Source organism: Bradyrhizobium sp. S3.7.6, from assembly GCF_054061875.1.
In genome coordinates, this window is sequence record NZ_JBSSEQ010000001.1 from 1,862,279 (window position 1) to 1,882,350 (window position 20,072).

The window sequence follows — 20,072 nt, forward strand, 5'->3', positions numbered from 1 at the left end:
AAGCATGATCCGGGCGACGCAGGTTAAGGGACAGCACGGCTTCACGGAGACGCCGGCGGATACGGTGGTGCTCGATTTCGACGACCGGCACCGCCGCCGCATGGCGATGACGGGGACGCGGGGCCTCGAATTCCTGCTCGACCTGGAGAATGCCGTCGCACTGCGCGGCGGTGATGCGTTGGTGCTGGAGGACGGCAGGCTGGTCGAAGTGGTCGCGGCGCCCGAGCCGCTGCTGGAGATCCGCGGCCGCGATCCGCACCACCTCATTCGCGTCGGCTGGCATCTCGGCAATCGCCATTTGCCGACGCAGATCATGGCCAAGAGCCTGCGCATCCGCCGCGACCATGTCATCGAGGCCATGGTGAAGGGTCTCGGCGCGCGCGTGATCGAGATCGAGGCGCCGTTCGATCCCGAGGGCGGCGCTTACGCCGACGGCGGCCACGCACATGGTCACGATGATCACGGGCATCACGATCACGACCATCATCACCATGATCATGGTCACGATCACCACGACCACCATGATCATGCCGCGCATGACCATGGCCACGACCATCACCACGACGAGCATTGCGACCACCCCGACCACCACCACGGCCACAAGCATGCTCATGACCACAAATGAGCCGGTGAGTGCCGGTGACCTCGCCGAGCGCGAGGCGGCGGCGCTGTACCGGCTGATGACGTGGCTGTCGCCAGCCTTTCCGGTCGGCGGCTTCTCCTATTCCAGCGGCATCGAATGGGCGGTCGAGGCGGGCGACATCGCTGACACCGCGACGCTGGCCGACTGGCTCGACGCCATGCTGGGCGATGGTTCCGGCTTTTGCGATGCGACGTTCCTGGTCCACGCCTATCGCGCCACTGAATTGGGCGAGGACACCACCTTGAACGATATCGCGGAGCTCGCCGCCGCCTTCGTGCCGTCGCGCGAGCGGCAGCTCGAGACGACCTCGCAGGGCCGCGCCTTCATCGACATCTCCCGCGCCGCGTGGGATGCCGACGGGCTGAATGCCATGGTGGCGGCATGTCGCACGGCACTGATCTATCCTGTCGCCGTCGGCGTGGTTGCCGCGGTGCACGGCGTGCCGCTGGCGCCGACGCTGCACGCCTTCCTGCATGCGCTGGTCTCGAACTGGATTTCGGCGGCGAGCCGCCTCATTCCGCTCGGCCAGACCGACAGCCAGCGGGTGCTGGTGAAGCTGGAAGCCGCCGTTGCCGCGACCGCCAATCGTGCGTTGAATGCGAACTTGGATGACCTCGGCAGCGCGACCTTCCGCGCCGATCTCGCCAGCCTGCGGCACGAGACGCAATATACGCGGCTGTTTCGCTCGTGAGCGGTGCGGCCTTTAATCCATCGAGAGAGAGCGAGTGACATGTCGAAATCTCACGGCCCCTTGCGCGTCGGAATAGGCGGCCCGGTCGGATCGGGCAAGACCGCGCTGATGGACCTGCTCTGCAAGACCATGCGCGAGCGCTATGACATTGCGGCGATCACCAACGACATCTACACCAAATGGGATGCGGAATTCCTGGTGCGCTCGGGCTCGCTGACGCCGGACCGCATCGCCGGCGTCGAGACCGGCGGCTGCCCGCACACCGCGATCCGCGAGGACGCTTCGATGAACCTGGCCGCGGTCGCCGACATGCGCGCAAAATTCCCCGGGCTCGACCTCGTGCTGATCGAGTCCGGCGGCGACAATCTGGCTGCCACTTTTTCCCCGGAGCTCGCCGACCTCACCATCTACGTCATCGACGTGGCGGCCGGCGACAAGATCCCGTCCAAGGGCGGCCCCGGTATCACCCGCTCCGACCTCCTGGTCATCAACAAGATCGACCTCGCGCCCCATGTCGGCGCCTCCCTGGAGAAGATGGAGACGGACGCCAGGCGCATGCGCGGCGCGCGCCCCTTCGTCATGACCAACCTGAAAAAGAGCGAGGGGCTCGACCAGATCGTCGGCTTCATCGAGGCCAAAGGCGGCCTGAAACGGGCGGGCTGACGGCGCGACGACGTGGCGCAGGCGTTTTCCGCCGTTAACGTCTGGGGCAAAAGCCGCATCCGCGGAACAAATTTCGGACACGGCGATTAACTACCTCCGGTGCCCGGAGCAAAGCCTTCATGGCCAGACCATCGGCCGGGCGAATTAAGCTTTTCAGGCGACCGAAGTTGCGTACTGATGCCTCCTCCTTCATTATCTCCGTTACTGGGGTCCACTCTGTTTCGGCACATGGCCGTTCGAGCGGCGTTGATATGCTCCGTGTTTATTGCCGACCTGCTGTTTTCGCCTGAGTAGTCGAAGTGGTCCGGCTGGGTTTTATCATCGGTTTCATCGCCCTGCTCGGAGCCCTGCTCTCCGGGCTCGCGGCCTATCGCGTCCACGACCAGGAGCTGGCACTGGACCGGATCGCGCTGGCGCGCGCGATCGACGTCCACGCGAGCCTGGTCCAGGACCGGCTGACCGAGCGCGAGCTGCTCGCGCGTGTCGCCTCAGGCTTGTTCCGTGCGCCGTCGGTCATCAAGCCGAACATGCTGGAGCCGCTGCGCTCGGCCATCTACGCCTTCAAGACCGATTTCGTGGTCGCCGGGTGGGTCGCCCGGCTGAAGCCGAACGAGCTTCTCCCGGCGGAGGACGCGATCGCGAGCGCCGGCTTCCCCAATCCGCAGATTCGCACGTATGACGACAAGCCGATCGATCTTGCGAAGGTCACCCAGCCGATCGACGTGCTGATGGACCTCGAACCGCGCAGCAACGAGACCAAGGCGCTGCCCGGCCGCAGCTACGAGCAGGATCAGGTGCGCAGCGCCATGCTGACGCGTGCGCGTGTCGAGAAGAGGTCGGTCGCCTCGGACCCGGTTCAGTTGCTGCGTGGCGGCGGGCCCATCGGCATCATCGTGGCCGCGCCCGTCATTCCCGAGGGCGCGACCGAGCCGGCCGGCTTCGTCACGTTTTCCTACGAGCTCGCCTCCCTGATGCTGACCAATGACGACATGTCGTTGTTCTCGGTCGCGCTGAAGGATCCGCGCAGGGAAGGTGGCGAGCTCGTTGCCAACGACCAGGGCGTGGTCTCGTCACGCATGACGGCAGCGGACGGGCCGGCGCCGTCGGCGACGCGCACGGTGAGCTTTGGCGGCCGCGACTGGCATCTCGGCTACTACGCCAAGACCAATTCGGCGCGGCGCGCTGAGCAGACGGCGATCATCGTGGCGGCGATCGGTTTTGCCATCACCGCGATGGTGTGCGGCCTGTTCGGCTATGTCGCCTACAACAATCTGCGGCTCAGCCGGGAAATCCAGGTGCGGATCGGCTTCGAGCGCCGGCTGACCGCCGTCATCGACGAGCTCAACCACCGGGTCAAGAACATCCTGGCGGTGATCCAGTCGATCGTGACGCGCACGCTGCGCCACGGCTCGGACATCGACGTTGCGCGTGAACTGCTGATCGGCCGCATCCACGCCATGTCCAACGTGGTCTCGCTGCTCAGCGAGAGCCAGTGGCAGGGCGTCAAGCTGAAGGGCCTGTTCGAGGCGCGCGCCATCCCGCATGCCGATCGCATCGCCGTCACCGGCCCCGACATCGCGGTCAGCGCGCGCGCCGCGCAGAGCCTGTCGCTCCTGTTCTTCGAGCTCGCCTCGCACTCCGACGAAGGTCTGTCGCTGGTCGGAAAGCATCCGCACATCACCGCGAATTGGACGGTGACGGGCGAGGGGACCGACGAGGTCTTCCATTTCCGCTGGGAGGAGTTCAACACCAGCGAGGCGACGCGCCGCCCGGATTCCGATTTCGGTCTGATCCTGCTCGACCGTGTCGCGCCCGAAGCGCTCGGCGGCACCGCCAAGCGCTACTTCACCGACGCCTCCTACGTCTATGAATTGACGGCGCCGATGGAGACGGTGGTCGACATGTCCGAGCGCGACCGCACGGACAAGATCTCGGCGCCGGTCAGGCCGGTGCGATAGAGGTCGAGCTTCAGATTGTTGCTTTGAGCATGATCTTTTCGGAAAACCGCTTCGCACTTTTCCGGATCATGCTCTAACCCTTCGGCCGCAGCACCAGGTCGACCAGATTGCGCGCGTAGGCCGGCGTGATCGGTGCAATGCCGAAGACGTAGCGGTAGAACAGGCTGCCATAGATGGCGTCGTAGAGATACTCGGGCGCTCCCTCCGCCAGGATGCTGCCATCCGTCTGGCCAGCGGCGATCATCTCGACCAGTGCGTCGCGGCGGAATTGCAGGTAGCGGGCATAGAACAGCTCCGCCGAGCCGGTCTTGGAAATGCATTCGGAGACGACGGCGAGCTGCACCTTGCCGAACTCGCCCTGGAGCGCCTCGGCATAGGCCGCGGCATGGCGGCGTGCGCGCGCCGCGGGGCTGCCGGAGCTCGCAGGCGGCAGCGGCAGCATCTGCGCGGCATGATGAAGGAAGGCGTCGATCAGCAGCGCTTCCCGCGACGGCCACCATTTGTAGATCGTCATCTTGGAGACGCTGGAGTGGCGTGCGACGGCGTCGATGGAGGTGGCGGCAAGGCCGGTGGCGGCCATCAGCGCATAGGCGCTTTCGAGAATGGCGTTGGTGGTCTCGATCGATCGCGGCCGGCCGCGCCGGGGCGCGCTGTCAGCCTCATCACCCCCGCCCTTTGCCATCGCCACGCCCGGTCCCCTCACGCAGAGGCTCCCCGCATAGCGCAGCCACAGGTCTCGGCCTAGCAGAATCGCACGATTATTTGGCTCGAGCGAAGTGGGTACCGGTTCGCGTGAAGAAAACGCGTCAAGACAGGAATCTAGAGCTCCGTTCCGATTAGATCGGAACGGAGCTCTAGGCCTGCTGCCGCAGGGCGGCCGGAAGGTCCTGCCGCCTCGACCACGAGATGTAATAGGCCACAGCCGTCATCGCCGCGAAGCCAACGAGGCTTACCGCGATCTGCATCACCACGAGGTTCGGTCCGGTGATCAGGATGAGATGGCCGGCGAAGGACAGGAACACGGCAACGCAGAACACCGCGAGCCATTCCTCGCCGCATGTGATCACCGCCTGAAGCGGCCGCAACTTCAGGCCGGGGTGGTCGGCCGGAATGAGATGGGTCGCGAGGAAGGCGAGCGCGAGGAAATGGATCACGCGATAGGGCGCGAGGTTTTCCTTGTCTGTCGGCGCGATGCTGTTGACGACGACGTCCGGCAAATAGACGGCCAGCGCGGGCGAATGCCGCATCAAGGTGACCGCCATCGCGAAGATGAGATAGGCACCCGCGAGGATCCGCAGCCAGGACATGCCGTGCAACGCGCGTCCGGAGGCGCCTGTTACGGCGAACCAGCCGCCGAGGACCATCAGCATCTGCCAGCACAGCGGATTGAAGGTCCAGTCCTGGTCCGGATAGACCCGGAAATTCCAGTCGAACCAGCGCGCCGCAACGTACAGCGCGACCGATGCCGCCAGCGTCAGGTTCGGCCGCCGCAACAAACCCCATAGCGCAAACGGAAAGAACGCCATCAGCGGGATCATCAGTTGCAGGAGGTCGAGGTTCAGCGGCTCTTCCTGGAGCACGAGGCCGCGGACCAGGATGCGCAGCGGATGATCGAGAATGCCCGAGATGTTGTATTCGTGGATGATCTCCGGCGCCATCGATTGCGAGGCGACATAGGCGATGGTGTCGATATAGATCACGAAGAGCACGACATAGGCAGCGTAGAGCCGCCAGACGCGGCGGAAGATGCGCGTCGCCGCGACGACGTAGCCGCGCTCCAGCGCCATCCTGCCGTGAATGATGGCGACGCCATAACCCACCACGAACACGAACAGGTCAGCGGCGCCGCTGAAGCCGAAATTTCGCAGCGTCAGGAGATTAACGACGTTGTTCGGGATGTGGTCGACGAACACCGACCAGTTGGCAATGCCGAGCGTCAAATACAATCTGGCATCGTGATGGAATGCGGCGAGGTTCGCCTTGACGGACGGTTTCATCGCGGAAAATGACTTTTGGAATCACGGGCGCTGCTTTTAGCGGCAACCGCCCGCCTATCCGAGTAGCGTTTGCGTGAGGGGGGCTGGAATTGTCCAATCTGGCGCAAAATTGCGCATGATCGCCGGATGGAATTCCCGCAAGCTCGCCCGTTCTGCCGACGACGAAATTATCTTAGCGCTTCGACCGCTATTCGGCCGGTTCAGCCGAGGCTTCGTCGGATGCGCCGGCGCGGCTCGCCATGATTCCGAGGGCGACGCCGCCGATCGCCAGGATCGGCAGCAGCCGCTTGATTCCGATGGCGCGAACGATCTGGAGGCCCGTCGCGAGCAGCATGGGGTCGGCGAGCATGCTCGAAGCGGCCGACTTCGCGGCGCGCTCGGCGGCGATCCGGGCGCGCTTCCGCATCTCCCGCTTGTAGCCCCAATAGCTCCCCGCCGCGGCAAGCGTCAGCAGGAAGAAGATGCCGGCGCCGGCGAGGCAGGCCTGCACCGGTCCATAGGTCTGAAGGACCGAGATGAAGGCGGCCGCGCAGAGAAAGCCCGTGGTGATGAAGAGCGCGAGTGCCGCGCCCGCGGCGAGCGATGTCAGGCGGACGGTCGCGCCCGTCGATGCGCTGATGCCGTCGATGATGCGCTGTAACATGGCCTTGCTCCTCAGATCCCCGCAAGCCGGCAGCGACGGCGCGACAGCGCCGCCGTAACAACGTCAAGGTCCTGCGCCCACGCTACCGGCGCCAGGCGACACCGATCAGGAAGCCGATGCCGAGCGCGAGTCCGACGGTCGCGAGCGGCCGCTGCGTGATGGCATCTTCCAGCGTTTCCTCGATCGAGCCGTAGGCGTCTTGCGCAGCTTCCATCATGGCGCTGCCGCGATCCGACATGTCGTCGACCGCGGAATCCACGCTCTCGCGGGCCTGGCGATAGCCGCGGCGGGCCTGCTTGCTGGTGGAATTGGCAAAGGTGTTGAGCGCGTCGGTGATCTGATCGGTGAGGGCGGCGATATCGCTTTTCACGGCTGCTACATCCTTCTCGAGGCGTTCTCTGGTGGCTTTGTCGGTCCAGTCTCTCATCCCGGTTTCGCCATTGGTTGACATCAGGAGTTCCAAAGCTGTTGGCGGCTGAGATAGCCGGAAAACGTTTCGTGCCCGGGTAAGTTCCGTTCGGGAAACCGGTCATGCCTGCGGCAGCTGCGGCGAATTCTCCGGCAGCAGATGCTCCTTCAGGATCAGCCCGACGATCAGGAGCGGCGACGACAGGAATGCGCCCATCGGCCCCCACAGCCAGGTCCAGAAGGCCAGCGCGATGAAGACGGCAAGCGCGTTCAGGGAAAGCCTGCGCCCGATGATGGTCGGCGTGACGAAGTGTCCTTCCAGGAAGGTGATGCCGCCGAAGGCGAGCCCCGCCATCAGTCCGCCGCCGATGGTCGGGAAGGCGACGAGCCCCACCACGACCAGGATGACGAACATCGCGACCGGTCCGATGATCGGGATGAAGTTGAGCGCCGCCGCAAGCGCGCCGAGCCCGGCCGGATTGGGCATGCCGGTGACGGCGCAGATGAGACCGGTTGCGATACCCACGCCGACATTGATCAGCGTCACCGTCAAAAGATAGTTGCCGAGATGGACCTCGATCTCGTTGAGGATCCGCAGCGTGCGCAGCCGCGAATCGCGATCGCCGAAATTCATGATCAGCGCCCGCCGCAGGTCGCGCCAGCTCGCGATGAACAGGATCAGCGTGGCGAAGAACAGCAGGAATTCGGCGAAGGTCGGCGACAGGAATTCCAGCGTCGGTTGCACCCATTCGGTTTTCGGCAGCGGAAGGCTAGGCAGCCCCTCCGAGCCGCCCACCATCGTCTGCAATTCCTTCCACAGCGCCAGCGGCCGGTCGAAGACGTGCATCTTCTCCTTCAACTGCGCGCCCAATTCCGGCAGGCGCGAGCTCCACTCCATCACTGGCACGGCAATCAGCGCGACGACGAAGGCGACCACCGTCGTCACCGCGATCACGATCAGCACGGCGCCGAAGGCGCGCGGCACATGCCGCCGCTCGAGAAAGCTCGCGGCCGGCGACAACATGGTGCCGGCGACGACCGCCATCACGACCGGGAGGAAGAATGCCCTGGCGACGTAGAGCACGGCGACCACGGCAATCAGGAACAGACCGGCGAGCGCAAAGGCGACGAACTCGGTGCGGCGGATCACCGGCGGCAGCTCGACATGGCTGTCGGGAAGCGGGGCGCCCTCGTTATTGCCGGAAATCAGACGTTCAGTGGGAAGGACGCGCACAATATCTCCTCCCGCACGGAAGCCTCCGCGCGCCCATTGTTGGCAGTAGAACGTCCGGGCGGACGTTCCGGTTCCATCGCGGTTTCGTGAAGTTTTGCTCGCTTGACTGTGACCTCGCCGCCGCAGCGAGCGGTGGAACTTGAGTCGGTCCAGCTGCGTTTGTTGGGAGCCGCATCACCTGATGCACATCCAATGGGGCAGCACATGACAAGGTTCTCTCCAGTCCGTCGCCGCTTCTCGCTGCGCGCCACCACCGCCATTGCCTTCGCGACAGCATTGCTGACCGTGCCCTTCGCGGCACAGGCCCAGACGCTCGGCTACGCGCCGATGCAGCCGCAGGGATATCCGCAGGACCCGAGCTATTCGCGGGGTTATGTCAACGCGGCGCCGCAGGCCGCCGACGAGGATGCCGCGCTGCCCGACCGGCTGCGCAAGCAGATCGTCAGCTTCGACCGGAACGAGCCGGCCGGGACCATCGTCATCGATACCGGCAACACTTACCTCTATTACGTGCTCGGCAATGGCCGCGCGATCCGTTACGGCGTCGGCGTCGGCCGACAAGGTTTCACCTGGGCCGGCGTGCAGAGCGTCAGTCGCAAGGCCGAGTGGCCGGACTGGCATCCGCCGGCCGAGATGATCGCGCGTCAGCCTTATCTGCCGCGCTTCGTCGCCGGCGGTCCCGGCAATCCGCTCGGCGCTCGCGCGATGTATCTCGGCTCGAGCGAATACCGCATCCATGGCACGAACGATCCCACCACGATCGGCAAGTTCGTGTCCTCCGGTTGCATTCGCATGACCAACGAGGACGTCACGGACCTGTTCAGCCGCGTCAATGTCGGCGCCAAGGTGGTGGTGCTGCCGAAGAACGCGCCGCTGATGGCCAAGGGATACGACAAGGGCGGCGACCCCGTACGCAAGCGCCCGCCGGTGACGACGCTGCCTTCGGGACGGCAGGCGCTGAACATCACGACGTCGGCAGTGAACTGAGAGTTGAGCGAGGTCATATGAAGAGACGTTCGATCGGCAAACTGGCCGGTGGCGCGGCGGCGTGCTTCGCCGTCGCCTCGCTCGGCCTCGCGTTGACGCCGTCGGCGCATGCGGAAGACTTCTTCTCGGCGCTGTTCGGCGGCTTCCGCGCGCGCTCCGCGCCGGAGATCCGCATGCCGTTCCCGACCGATGACATGCCGCGCTACGACACGCCGCGCCAGCGGGCCTCTTATGGCGGCGGCATCGCCTATTGCGTGCGCGGTTGCGATGGCCGCTACTTCCCGGCGCAAGGAAACGACGCCGAAAGCAAGGCGAAATCCTGCAAGAGCTTCTGCCCGACGTCCGAAACCTCGCTGGTCTATGGCAGCAACATCGACGACGCCACGACGGACAAGGGAAAATCCTATTCCGACCTGCCCAACGCGTTCCGCTTCCGCAACGAGATCGTCGCGGGCTGCACGTGCAACGGCAAGGATCCGGTCGGACTTGCCCAGGTCAAGGTCGAGGACGATCCGACCTTGCGCAAGGGTGACATCGTCGCGGGCAGCGATGGCCTGGTGGTCGCCAACCGCAACGCCAACGACCGCCGTGGCGTCGCGATGAATTTTTCGCCGCTGCCGGAGTCGGTGCGCGCCAGGTTCCGCCAGGTGCCGGTGGTCGCGAAGGAGTAGGGGCGGTGCGGCCTCAAGTGGGTTGCGGCGCGCCTCGATCTCCACTGTCGTCCCGGACAAGCGGAGCGCAGATCCGGGATCCATAACTACAGGAAGCGGTTTGACGAAGGCACGTGGTTAGCAGCTCGCGCGACAACTTCTCCCTGTGGTTATGGGTCCCGGCGTTCGCCGGGACGACACTGAAGGTGTAGCGGCAGCTTTCTATCCAATCCGCAGTCCTACGCCGCGCGGATTTTCCCCAGGAAGTCGCTGACCTGCTGGCCGAGCTGGCGGCTCTGGGTTTCCAGCGTTTCCGAGGCCTGCTTGACGTTGTCCGCCGCACCGGCGGCAGCATCCGCGTCGGCCTTCACGCCGGTGATGTTGTCCGACACGTTCCTGGTGCCCTGCGCCGCAAATTGCGTGCTGCGCGTGATCTCCTGGGTCGCCGCGCCCTGCTCCTGTACGGCGGCGGCGATCGCGGTGGCGACCTCGTTCACTTCGCCGATGATGCCACCGATGGTCTGGATCGCGTTGATGGCGTCGCTCGCCACCCTCTGGATGTCGGCGATCTGCCCGGAGATTTCCTCGGTGGCTTTGGCGGTCTGGCTCGCCAGCGATTTCACCTCGGAGGCCACGACCGCGAAACCGCGCCCGGCTTCGCCCGCACGTGCGGCCTCGATCGTCGCGTTGAGCGCGAGCAGATTGGTCTGCGCCGCGATGGTGTTGATCAGGCCGACGACCTCGCCGATGCGTCCTGCGGACTGCGCCAGCCCTTGCACCGTGCCGTCGGTCTCGCGGGCCTGGTTGACGGCGCGGCTGGCAATGCCCGCGGCGTGCGCCGCCTGCTGGCTGATGTCGTTGATCGAGGCGGAGAGCTCCTCGGCGGCGGCGGCGACGCTGTCGACGCTCATGGAGGCGTCGTTGGAGGCCTTGCCGGCGACCTGGACGCGGTCGTTGGTCTGGCGCGACACCGCGGAGAGATCACCCGAGGTCTTGCGCATCTCGCCGGACGCCTCGCTCAGTTCGCCGAGCGTCTTGCGCACCGCGCCCTCGAACTCGCCGACATAGGTCTCGACGGCGCGCTGGCGCGCGGCCGCGCCGACATTGCGCTCGCGCTCCTGCGCCTCGATCTTGAGCTTCTCGGTCGCCTGCTGCTTGAAGGTTTCCAGCGCGCCGGCAAGCGCGCCGATCTCGTCCTGGCGGTCGAGATAGCCGCTGTCGACGGCGAGGTCGCCGCCGGCGACCTTGAGCATGGCGTCGCGGATGGTGTTGAGGGGATGGATGACGCGGCGGCTGACCAGCATGACCGCGCCGACGGCGAGGCCGATGGCGAGCGCCAGGAGTGCAAGCTGCACGATCAGCGCGCGCTGTGCGGTACTGCGCTGCTCCTGCGTGTAGCTCCGGGCGGCGTCGAGCGCGGCTTCGGCCACCGCGACCGCACTGGCCATACGGCCGACCGTGAGCGGGCTCCACTGGTTGGCCGTCAGCTCGGCCTTCTCACCCTTGACCAGGGTGTCCGCGAGACGGTCGCGCAGGGTGAGATATTGCGGCTCGAAATAAGCGGTCTTGGCCGTGGTCATGGCCGAGGCGAGCGCGGGCGGCAATTGCATGCCCGAGGTCGACAATTCCAGCGCTTTCCACATCGCGGCCGTACCGCCGACAAATTGGGTATAGTTGTAGCGGCCCTCCGGCGAGATCTTGCCGGCCGCAAGTCCGGTCGAGACGATCAGTGAGGCCTCGCCCGCGGTGTTGCGGAGCAGCCAGGCGCTCTGCTTGATCGACAGCAGCTGGTCGATCACGGCATCCTGGTGGTTGACGGTGGCGGCGAGGACGCCCGAGAGCTTGTCGAGCACGTCGAGCAGCCCCTGCGTCGTCTCCATGTATTCCTTGGTCAGGCCGGCGCGGCGCTGGTCCTTCGGTTTGGCAACATCCTCCCAGAACTGCTTCTGCTCTTCGCCCAGCAGCTTGTAGAGCCGCGCGAGCTCAGGCACCAGCGCGCCCGATTGCGGGAAGTCGATGCTCGGCAGCAGCTCGAGCGCGCGGGCCATCGCCGGCATCTGGGCATCGCGCAGCGCGCGCAGATATCTCTCGATCTCGGAGTCCATCGGCTCGGTCGCGTTCAGCAGCCGGGACGTGGTCGAGCGGTCGGTGCGCAGATTGTGCATCGCCTTGAACAGATCGGCGGAGGCGTCGGCGATCTGCGAGATGCGGTTAGCGGTCTTGAGGCGGTCCCAGGAGGCGTAGGCGGTGAGCGAGAGCGCAATCACCACGCAGACCGAGGTGATGGCGATCACCGCCTTCAGCAGCGCGGACACGGTCAGACGATTCAGCATCGAAGCCTCCTAAAATTCCCATTGCAAAGTTCGTCGAGACGCCCCGGCAACATCAAAACGGAGGGGCAGGCAGATCGGCAATCGTGCCGTTTGCGGCGCATCACCCAAACGGTTTCTGCATCTGAAACGAAAAGGGTAAAGTTTTAGGCAGGCCGGCTGATCGTAGAAGTACGTATTTACTAGAAGTTGCAGTGGGTTGCCGTGATGGAACCTGCGCTGGAGATAGGCGTTAGAACACCGTAGCAATTTGCCTGAAGGGGGGTCCTTGCGATGCTGGTCGGCGTACTCGTCACCTTTCTCGTCGTCATTCTCGTGCTCTATCTCATCAACATGCTGCCCATGGACGGTCGCGCCAAGCAAATCGCGCGTGTGGTCGTCATCATCATCGGCGTCGTGTCGCTGCTGAAATATCTGACGGTGTTTTAGCGGGGTAGGGCGTGTAGCCCGGATGGAGCGCAGCGAAATCCGGGGGCCTGCCCCAAGCAACGCCGGTCCCGGATTGCGCTTCGCTCCATCCGGGCTACGGCCCGAAAACAAAAAAGCCCCGGCGCGAGCCGGGGCTTTGGTGTTTGAATGACCGGGCTCTAGCCCGCAGCCTTGGCCTCGCGGCGGCGGGCGGTGAGGATGTACTCGGTGTAGCCGTTCGGCTGCTCGCGCCCCTTGAAGATCAGGTCGCAGGCCGCCTTGAACGCGACACCGTCGAAGGCGGGCGCCATCGGCTTGTAGATCGCATCGCCGGCGTTCTGCTTGTCGACCACGACGGCCATGCGCTTGAGCGATTCCATCACCTGCGCCTCGGTGATCACGCCCTGATGCAGCCAGTTGGCGAGATGCTGGCTGGAGATGCGCAAGGTGGCGCGGTCTTCCATCAGGCCGACATCGTGGATATCAGGCACCTTGGAGCAGCCGACGCCCTGGTCGATCCAGCGCACGACATAGCCGAGGATGCCCTGGCAGTTGTTGTCGATCTCCTGCTTGACGTCGTCGGGCGCCCAGTTCGACTTCGACACCGGAATGGTGAGGATGTCGGACAGCTTCGCGCGCGGACCGCCCTTGGTCAGCTCCTGCTGACGCGCGGTGACGTTGACCTGGTGATAGTGCAGGGCGTGCAGCGTTGCCGCCGTCGGCGAGGGCACCCAGGCGGTGGTGGCGCCGGCCTGCGGATGCGCCAGCTTCTGTTGCAGCATGTCCGCCATCTTGTCGGGCGCGGCCCACATGCCCTTGCCGATCTGGGCATGGCCGGGCAGGCCGTCGATCAGGCCCATGTCGACGTTCCAGTCCTCATAGGCCTTGATCCAGGCCTGCGCCTTCATCTCGTTCTTGCGGATCATCGGACCCGCTTCCATCGAGGTGTGGATCTCGTCGCCGGTGCGGTCGAGGAAGCCGGTGTTGATGAACATGATGCGCTTGGAGGCGCGTTGGATGCAGGCCTTGAGGTTGACGGTGGTGCGCCGCTCCTCGTCCATGATGCCGACCTTGAGCGTGTTCTCGGGCAGCGACAGCATCTTCTCGACGCGGTCAAAAATCTCGCAGGTCAGCGACACCTCATCCGGGCCGTGCATCTTCGGCTTGACGATATAGGCAGATCCGGTGCGGCTGTTCTTGACCTTGGAGTTGCCCTTGATGTCGTGAATCGCAAGAAGCCCCGAGACGGCGGCGTCGAGCAGGCCTTCCGGAATTTCCTCGTCCTTCTCGTCCAGCACCGCGTCGGTGAACATGTGGTGACCGCAATTGCGCATCAGCAGCAGGCTGCGGCCATGCAGCTTCACTTCGCCCTTGCCGTCCGGCGTCTTGTAGCTGCGGTCACTGTTGAGCGAACGGGTCAGCGTCTTGCCGCCCTTCTCGAAATCGGCCGAGAGCGTGCCGTTCATCAGGCCAAGCGTGTTGCGATAGACCAGCACCTTGTCCTCGGCATCGACCGCGGCGACCGAGTCTTCCATGTCGAGGATGGTCGAGACCGCGGACTCCATGATCATATCGGCGACGCCGGCGGGATCGTCCTTGCCGATCACGCTGCTGCGGTCGATCTTGACCTCGACGTGCAGGCCGTTGTTGGCGAGCAGCACCGCGGACGGCGCGGCGGCATCACCCTGGAAGCCCGCGAATTGCGCGGCGTTCTTCAGCGCGGTGGCATTGCCGCTCTTCAGCTTCACCGCGAGCTGGCCCGCGACGACGCTATAGGCGGTGACGTCGGTGTGGCTGCCGGTCGCCAGCGGCACGGCGGCATCGAGGAACGCCTTGGCCTTGGCGATCACCTTGTCGCCGCGCGCCTTGTTGTAACCTTTGCCGCTCTCGGCAGCGTCGTGCGGGATCGCGTCGGTGCCGTAGAAGGCGTCATAGAGCGAGCCCCAGCGCGCGTTCGCCGCGTTCAGCGCATAGCGTGCGTTGGTGAGAGGCACGACGAGCTGCGGGCCGCAGATCTTGCCGATTTCTTCATCGACATTGGCGGTCTCGACCTTCTGCGTCGCCGGCTCCGGGACGAGATAGCCGATCTCCTTCAGGAACGCGGTATAGGCATCGAGGTCGAACGCCTTGCCCTTGTTGGCGCGGTGCCAGTCGTCGATCTTGGCCTGCAGCGTGTCGCGCACCGCCAGCAGCGCGCGGTTCTTCGGCCCCAGATCCTTGATGATGGCGGCGACCCCGGCCCAGAACGCATCCGGCGCGATCCCCGTTTTCGGGGCCGCTTCCTTGGCGATGAAGTCAAACAGGACGGGAGCGATCTTCAATCCGTGGGCGTCGACGCGTTTCATGATGGGCTTTCTTGTTGGAAATGGCTGTTTTTTGGCTGCTTTTGACCCGACAGCAGCAAAATGCGCCCATAAGGGGCAGCTTTCAGGGCCTATTAGCCCCAAAATCGGGGCCGTGAGAAGGCCTCCAAAAGTTGTCAAAATGTCAAGGCGAGGTGTGGGTCTGGCTCGTTTTACAAACGCTTCAGCCCGGCTTAGCGCCACGCGCACAGATGCGCTCCCTCCCCCCTTGCGGGGGAGGGCGGGGGAGAGGGGTAGCCCAGGAAAAGGTGTGCCTGAATTCGACGGAGCGGAGTGCTCGCGCTGATGGAGAGAGTCCCCGTGTGGACCCCTCTCCCTAGCCCTTCCCCGCAAGGGGGGAGGGAACGCAGTAGAGCGTGGGGACAGAGCGCGGCGTCTCTCGTGGAGAGCGCGCGCTCAAATATTCGCGGCGAGGTCCACGAGCTCGTCGAACAGCACGCCGGTGGTCTTCAGCATCCGTTCGATCTCGTCCGCGGCGTCGGCAACCGTGCGGGCCGACGTGTCGATCACGAGCTCGGCAGCCTCGGGTCGCTCGTAGTCGTTGCCGATGCCGGTGAACGACGCCAGCGCGCCGGCGCGGGCCTTCTTGTAATGGCCCTTGGGATCGCGATCCTCGCAGACCTCTGCCGGCGTCGCGACATGGATCTCGCGGAACGCGGTGTCGGCGATGCGGCGCGCGGTGGCGCGGTCCTCGCGTGCCGGCGAGACGGCGGCGACGATCGCGATGTGGCCGTTGCGGGCGAGATGGGTCGCGACTTCGGCGAGGCGGCGGATGTTCTCGCTGCGGTCGGCGGCGGAGAATCCGAGATCGTTGTTGAGCCCGGCGCGCAGCGTGTCGCCGTCGAGCAGGATCGGCGAGCCGCCATTGGTGAACAGCCGACGTTCCAGCGCCTTCGCCAGCGTCGACTTGCCGGACGCCGGCAGGCCGGTGAGCCAGACCACGGCGCCGTTGTGGCGGTAGCGCGCGGAGCGTTCGTCGGGCCGCAGCGCCGATTCCACCGGCACGATGTCGACCGGCACGGCGCGCTGGCCGGCATCGACCGACAGCACGAGACCACCGCCGGCGATGCGCCCCGAGACTTCGATCACGAGACGGCCGGTGCGCGGATTCTCGGTGTAGGGATCGGCGGCAATTGGGCTCGAAAGAGAAATGTCGATCTCGCCGACATGGTTGCGGCCGATCGCCTTGTTCTCGACGCTCGACAGCTCGCCGGGATCGACCGCCTTCTCGATGGCGACGACGGTGGCGCGGCTTTCCTTCGGGCCGCAGCGGACCAGCAGCTGGTCGCCCTTGGCGAGCGGCTTGTCGTGCAGCCAGAAGATGCGCGCGCGCAGACGGCGCGTCTCGCGCGGTGCGGAGCCGACATGCGCGACGATGTCGCCGCGCTCGATGAACAATTCGCGGTCGAGCGTGATGCCGACCGAGCGCCCCGCGCCCTGCCGTCCGGCGACCGGCGTTACCGGCCAGCTTTCGACCGTCTTGATCCTGGCGATCTTGCCGGCCGGCATGATCACGATCTCGTCGCCGGCAATGAGACTGCCGGATTCGATGCGGCCCGCCACGATGCGGCGGTCGTCGAACTTGTAGATCGCCTGCACCGGCAGGCGCAGGGCGAGGGCTTCCAGCGGACGCGCCGGCTCGAGCTGGTCCAGCGCCTCGACCACGGTCGGACCCTTGTACCAGCCGATGCGGTCGGTGCGCTCCGCGACGCCGTCGCCATCGCGGGCCGAGATCGGGATCACCGCCGTCGGCGTCACGCCGAGGCCGTTGAGATGCGCCGAAATCTCGTCGCTGATTTCTTTGAAGCGCTCGGCGCTGAAATCGACGCGGTCCATCTTGTTGACGACGATCGCGACCTGCTTCACGCCGAGCAGGTGCAGCAGATAGCCGTGCCGCCGGGTCTGGTCACGCACGCCTTCGAGCGCGTCGATGATCAGCACCGCGCCGTCCGCCTGCGACGCACCGGTGATCATGTTGCGCAGGAATTCGGCATGGCCGGGCGCGTCGATCAGCACGATGTCGCGCGAATTGGTGCGGAAGCGGATCTGCGTGGTGTCGATGGTGATACCCTGATCGCGCTCGGTCTGGAGCGCGTCGAGCAGGAACGACCATTCGAACGGCATGCCGCGCCGCGCGCTGACGGCTTTCAGCATCTCGAGCTTGCCGTCGGGCAGGCTGCCGGTCTCGTGCAGCAGGCGCCCGACCAGCGTCGACTTGCCGTGGTCGACATGGCCGACGATCACGATACGGACCTGCGGACGCGTGGTGCCGTTCGGAGTGGCGGGCGAAGCGGGGGTGACGATCATGTTCATAGCCGCGTTGCGTCCTTGAATCAGAGATAGCCGGCGACGCGCAGACGCTCGAAGGCGTCCTCGGTCTCGTGGTCGAGCGCACGGCCGGCGCGCTCCGGCACCTTGGTCTGCTCGAGCTCGACCAGGATCTCGTCGATGGTCGACGCGGTCGACGCGACCGGATTGGTGATGTCCTGATCGCCCAGCGAGCGATAGCGCTTGCCGTCCTTGGCGAGATACAGCGGGATGATCGGAATGTTCTCGCGCTTGGTGTAGGCCCAGATGTCGGCCTCGGTCCAATGCAGGATCGGATGGATGCGCAAATGCGCGCCTTGCGGCGGCGAGGCGTTGAAATGGTCCCAGAACTCCGGCGGCTGATCGCGCACGTCCCAATTGCCTTCGAGCCCGCGCGGCGAGAACACGCGCTCCTTGGCGCGCGTCGCCTCTTCGTCGCGGCGGATGCCGGCGATCAGGCCGTCAAAGCCGAATTTGGCGAGCGCCATCTTCAGACCTTCGGTCTTGCGCGCAGCGGAACGGGCCGCCGGCGGCAGCGTTGGGTCGACGGCATCGATCGGCGGGCAGGGTTCGACGCGCAGGTCGAGCTCCCACTCTTTCCCGTAGTGATCGCGGAAGCGATACATCTCCGGAAACTTCTTGCCGGTATCGACGTGGAGGGCCGGGAATGGCAGCCGGCCGAAGAACGCCTTGCGCGCCAGCCAGATCATGACGTTGGAGTCCTTGCCGAGCGACCACAGCAGGGCGATCTTCTTCAGGCGGCCGAAGGCCTCGCGGAAAATGTAGATGCTCTGCGCCTCAAGCTGGTCCAAATGGTCCATGCTGGGGGCGGTCAGCCCGACGGGAATTTGCTCGGAAACGGGAGCCCGGAAGTCCCGTCCATCTGCACCGGAATCGGTCCTGAGAAGATGCATCTCTGCCACTTTGCGTTTGGAGGCGAATTTTCTATAGTTGCGGTGCAGAAGAGAAGAAAAAATTTTCTCTTTGCGCGCTCGAAACGACACATATATAGAAAATAATTCCAGTCAACCCCGGATGTGGGGGAAGCGAGTATCGCATGCGGTTCTTGCCGGTGTTCCTCGATCTCAAGGCCGGTCCGGTGGTCCTCATCGGCGCGGGTGAGCTTTTGCGCGCTAAGCTGCGCGTGCTCGCCGCTGCCGGTGCGCGCATCCGCGTGCATGCGATCGACGGCAATCAGGACCTGAGCCTCAGCTCCGAAGACGCGGCGCGGATTGAAATCGCGACTGGCGATCCGCTCACCGCCGATCTCTCGGGCGTCATTGCCATCGTTTGCGCCGGCGCGGGCGATGTCGGCGTTGCCATGTCGGTCCGCGCCAAGGCGCTCGGCCTGCCCGTCAACGTCATGGACGATCTCGAACATTCCAGCTTCATCTTCCCGGCGATCGTCGATCGCGGCGATGTCGTAGTCGCGGTCGGCACCGGCGGCACCTCGCCGGTGGTGGCGCGGCGCGTGCGCGAGAAGATCGAGGCGCTGCTGCCGGCCCGCATCGGCGAGCTTGCCGAGTTCATCGGCGGCTTCCGCAAATCCATCAACGAGCGCATCGCCGAGTTTCCGCTGCGCCGCCGCTTCTGGGAGCGCGTCATCGACGGTCCGATCGGCGCGTCTGTGCTCGCGGGCCGCAAGGGCGAGGCCGACGCCGCGATCAGGGCGATCTCCGATCCGTCCGCATTCGCGCGTGCCGACAAGCCGGAAGGCTCGGTCGCGCTGGTCGGCGCCGGGCCCGGCGATCCTGATCTTCTCACCATCAAGGCGCTGCGCGCGCTCCAGGATGCCGACATCGTCTTTCATGACGAACTGGTCTCGGGCGAAATTCTCGACCGCATCCGCCGCGACACCACGCGCGTTCCGGTCGGCCGGCGCGTCGGCAAGCCCGGCATCGGCCAGGACGCCATCAACAAGCGCATGATCGAGGCCGCGCAATCCGGCCAGCGCGTGGTGCGGCTGAAGGGCGGCGACCCCTTGGTGTTCGGCCGCGGCGGCGAAGAGGTCGAAGCGCTGCGCGCGGCCGGCGTCGCCTATTCGATCATTCCCGGCATCACGGCAGGGCTCGGCGGCGCCTCCGATTTCGAGGTGCCACTCACCTATCGTCATGAGGCGACCCGCATCACCTTCCTCACCGCGCACAAGGCGCGCGATGCCGAGAACGTGGACTGGTCGACGCTGACCGACACCAAAATGACCGTCGTGGTCTACATGGGCATGACCGCGGCCCCGGCGATCCGCGAAGGCTTGTTCGCGGCCGGCCGTTCGCCGGAGACGCCGGTCGGCGTATTCTCCCGCGTCACGCGGCCGGATGCACAAGGCGCGATCGGCACGCTGCGCGACCTGCCCGAGCTCGTGCGGCGGACCCATGGCGGTCCCGCCATCCTCATCATCGGCGACGTGGTCCGGCATGCCGGCTCGCTTCGCCGCGAAACACCCAAACAAATCATCTCTGACCTCCTGGATGCTGCCGAATGACCTCTCCCTTGCAAAAGAAACTTAAAATCAGCGATTCCTCCGTCGTGACCGCTAACCGTACCTGGGATGGCGTCGTCGTCTACCGCACCGCTGCCAAGGGCTGGTCGGCTGACCTCGCAGACGCCGCGATCGTGCGAAACTCCGATGAGGCGAAAGCGTTGCTCGCCGAGGCCGTGGCCGATGACGTCGGCGCGATTGGTCCCTATATCGCTCCGGTCCAGATCGGCGAGGACGGCAAGATCGTGCCCGGAAATCTGCGCGAGCAGATCCGCCGCGATGGCGTGACCATCGACTTGCCGGTTTAATCG

At 65.3% G+C, this 20,072-nt stretch carries 18 protein-coding genes; 9 read left to right on the forward strand and 9 right to left on the reverse strand.

The features are described from left to right. Nucleotides 1-4: 4 nt before the first annotated feature. The 4 genes from ACVJ5M_RS08810 to ACVJ5M_RS08825 all read left to right on the forward strand — a co-directional run bounded on the left by ACVJ5M_RS08810 (nucleotide 5) and on the right by ACVJ5M_RS08825 (nucleotide 3,955). Nucleotides 5-625, forward strand: coding sequence for an urease accessory protein UreE (locus ACVJ5M_RS08810; RefSeq protein ID WP_063980980.1), 621 nt, complete (start codon nucleotides 5-7; stop codon nucleotides 623-625). After that, nucleotides 606-1,334, forward strand: a complete 729-nt coding sequence (locus ACVJ5M_RS08815) for an urease accessory protein UreF (protein WP_084794959.1) — start codon at nucleotides 606-608, stop codon at nucleotides 1,332-1,334. Before ACVJ5M_RS08810 ends, ACVJ5M_RS08815 begins: the two co-directional genes overlap by 20 nt. A 39-nt stretch (nucleotides 1,335-1,373) precedes the next feature. Then, a complete protein-coding gene (ureG, locus tag ACVJ5M_RS08820) occupies nucleotides 1,374-1,997 on the forward strand; it encodes an urease accessory protein UreG (protein ID WP_063980981.1) in 624 nt (207 codons plus the stop codon). Nucleotides 1,998-2,296: 299 nt separating this feature from the next. After that, complete coding sequence (locus tag ACVJ5M_RS08825; RefSeq protein WP_063980982.1) at nucleotides 2,297-3,955, forward strand: CHASE domain-containing protein; 1,659 nt, start codon at nucleotides 2,297-2,299, stop codon at nucleotides 3,953-3,955. A gap of 73 nt (nucleotides 3,956-4,028) precedes the next feature. Here ACVJ5M_RS08825 and ACVJ5M_RS08830 read toward each other — a convergent pair whose 3' ends face one another. From ACVJ5M_RS08830 to ACVJ5M_RS08850, 5 genes are all read right to left on the reverse strand, one after another. Next, complete coding sequence (locus tag ACVJ5M_RS08830; RefSeq protein ID WP_063980983.1) at nucleotides 4,029-4,637, reverse strand: TetR/AcrR family transcriptional regulator; 609 nt, start codon at nucleotides 4,635-4,637, stop codon at nucleotides 4,029-4,031. Between the two features lie 172 nt (nucleotides 4,638-4,809). After that, nucleotides 4,810-5,952 (reverse strand): OpgC domain-containing protein, encoded by a 1,143-nt coding sequence (locus tag ACVJ5M_RS08835; RefSeq protein ID WP_063980984.1) that lies wholly within the window; start codon nucleotides 5,950-5,952, stop codon nucleotides 4,810-4,812. Nucleotides 5,953-6,139: 187 nt separating this feature from the next. Then, the gene (locus tag ACVJ5M_RS08840) at nucleotides 6,140-6,595 is read right to left on the reverse strand and encodes a hypothetical protein (protein WP_028148388.1); all 456 of its coding nucleotides are present in this window, start codon (nucleotides 6,593-6,595) and stop codon (nucleotides 6,140-6,142) included. Nucleotides 6,596-6,677: 82 nt separating this feature from the next. Then, nucleotides 6,678-7,049, reverse strand: coding sequence for a DUF883 family protein (locus ACVJ5M_RS08845; protein ID WP_028148389.1), 372 nt, complete (start codon nucleotides 7,047-7,049; stop codon nucleotides 6,678-6,680). Between the two features lie 75 nt (nucleotides 7,050-7,124). Continuing rightward, nucleotides 7,125-8,237 (reverse strand): AI-2E family transporter, encoded by a 1,113-nt coding sequence (locus ACVJ5M_RS08850; RefSeq protein WP_354100151.1) that lies wholly within the window; start codon nucleotides 8,235-8,237, stop codon nucleotides 7,125-7,127. 204 nt (nucleotides 8,238-8,441) lie between these two features. Here ACVJ5M_RS08850 and ACVJ5M_RS08855 point away from each other — a divergent pair, with 204 nt between their 5' ends. Continuing rightward, complete coding sequence (locus ACVJ5M_RS08855; protein ID WP_063986079.1) at nucleotides 8,442-9,224, forward strand: L,D-transpeptidase; 783 nt, start codon at nucleotides 8,442-8,444, stop codon at nucleotides 9,222-9,224. A gap of 17 nt (nucleotides 9,225-9,241) precedes the next feature. Next, nucleotides 9,242-9,895, forward strand: a complete 654-nt coding sequence (locus ACVJ5M_RS08860; RefSeq protein WP_063980986.1) for a DUF2865 domain-containing protein — start codon at nucleotides 9,242-9,244, stop codon at nucleotides 9,893-9,895. A 218-nt stretch (nucleotides 9,896-10,113) separates the two neighbouring features. Here the strand turns inward: ACVJ5M_RS08860 and ACVJ5M_RS08865 are convergent, their stop codons facing one another. After that, nucleotides 10,114-12,207 (reverse strand): methyl-accepting chemotaxis protein, encoded by a 2,094-nt coding sequence (locus ACVJ5M_RS08865; protein WP_063980987.1) that lies wholly within the window; start codon nucleotides 12,205-12,207, stop codon nucleotides 10,114-10,116. A gap of 270 nt (nucleotides 12,208-12,477) precedes the next feature. On the opposite strand from ACVJ5M_RS08865, the gene ACVJ5M_RS08870 reads away from it, so the two are divergent. Further along, the gene (locus ACVJ5M_RS08870; RefSeq protein ID WP_011084288.1) at nucleotides 12,478-12,633 is read left to right on the forward strand and encodes a Thivi_2564 family membrane protein; all 156 of its coding nucleotides are present in this window, start codon (nucleotides 12,478-12,480) and stop codon (nucleotides 12,631-12,633) included. Between the two features lie 158 nt (nucleotides 12,634-12,791). Here ACVJ5M_RS08870 and ACVJ5M_RS08875 read toward each other — a convergent pair whose 3' ends face one another. The 3 genes from ACVJ5M_RS08875 to cysD all read right to left on the reverse strand — a co-directional run bounded on the left by ACVJ5M_RS08875 (nucleotide 12,792) and on the right by cysD (nucleotide 18,103). Continuing rightward, nucleotides 12,792-14,957 carry a malate synthase G gene (locus ACVJ5M_RS08875; protein WP_063980988.1) on the reverse strand — a complete coding sequence of 722 codons (2,166 nt, stop codon included), beginning with the start codon at nucleotides 14,955-14,957 and terminating at the stop codon, nucleotides 12,792-12,794. A gap of 414 nt (nucleotides 14,958-15,371) precedes the next feature. Next, nucleotides 15,372-17,288, reverse strand: a complete 1,917-nt coding sequence (gene cysC, locus ACVJ5M_RS08880; RefSeq protein WP_063980989.1) for an adenylyl-sulfate kinase — start codon at nucleotides 17,286-17,288, stop codon at nucleotides 15,372-15,374. Nucleotides 17,289-17,308: 20 nt separating this feature from the next. Then, nucleotides 17,309-18,103, reverse strand: coding sequence for a sulfate adenylyltransferase subunit CysD (gene cysD / locus ACVJ5M_RS08885; RefSeq protein WP_063980990.1), 795 nt, complete (start codon nucleotides 18,101-18,103; stop codon nucleotides 17,309-17,311). 236 nt (nucleotides 18,104-18,339) lie between these two features. On the opposite strand from cysD, the gene cysG reads away from it, so the two are divergent. Beyond that, on the forward strand, nucleotides 18,340-19,764 hold the full coding sequence (gene cysG, locus ACVJ5M_RS08890; protein ID WP_063980991.1) for a siroheme synthase CysG: 1,425 nt from the start codon (nucleotides 18,340-18,342) through the stop codon (nucleotides 19,762-19,764). Beyond that, nucleotides 19,761-20,069 (forward strand): DUF2849 domain-containing protein, encoded by a 309-nt coding sequence (locus tag ACVJ5M_RS08895; RefSeq protein ID WP_071916679.1) that lies wholly within the window; start codon nucleotides 19,761-19,763, stop codon nucleotides 20,067-20,069. Before cysG ends, ACVJ5M_RS08895 begins: the two co-directional genes overlap by 4 nt. Nucleotides 20,070-20,072 lie beyond the last annotated feature (3 nt).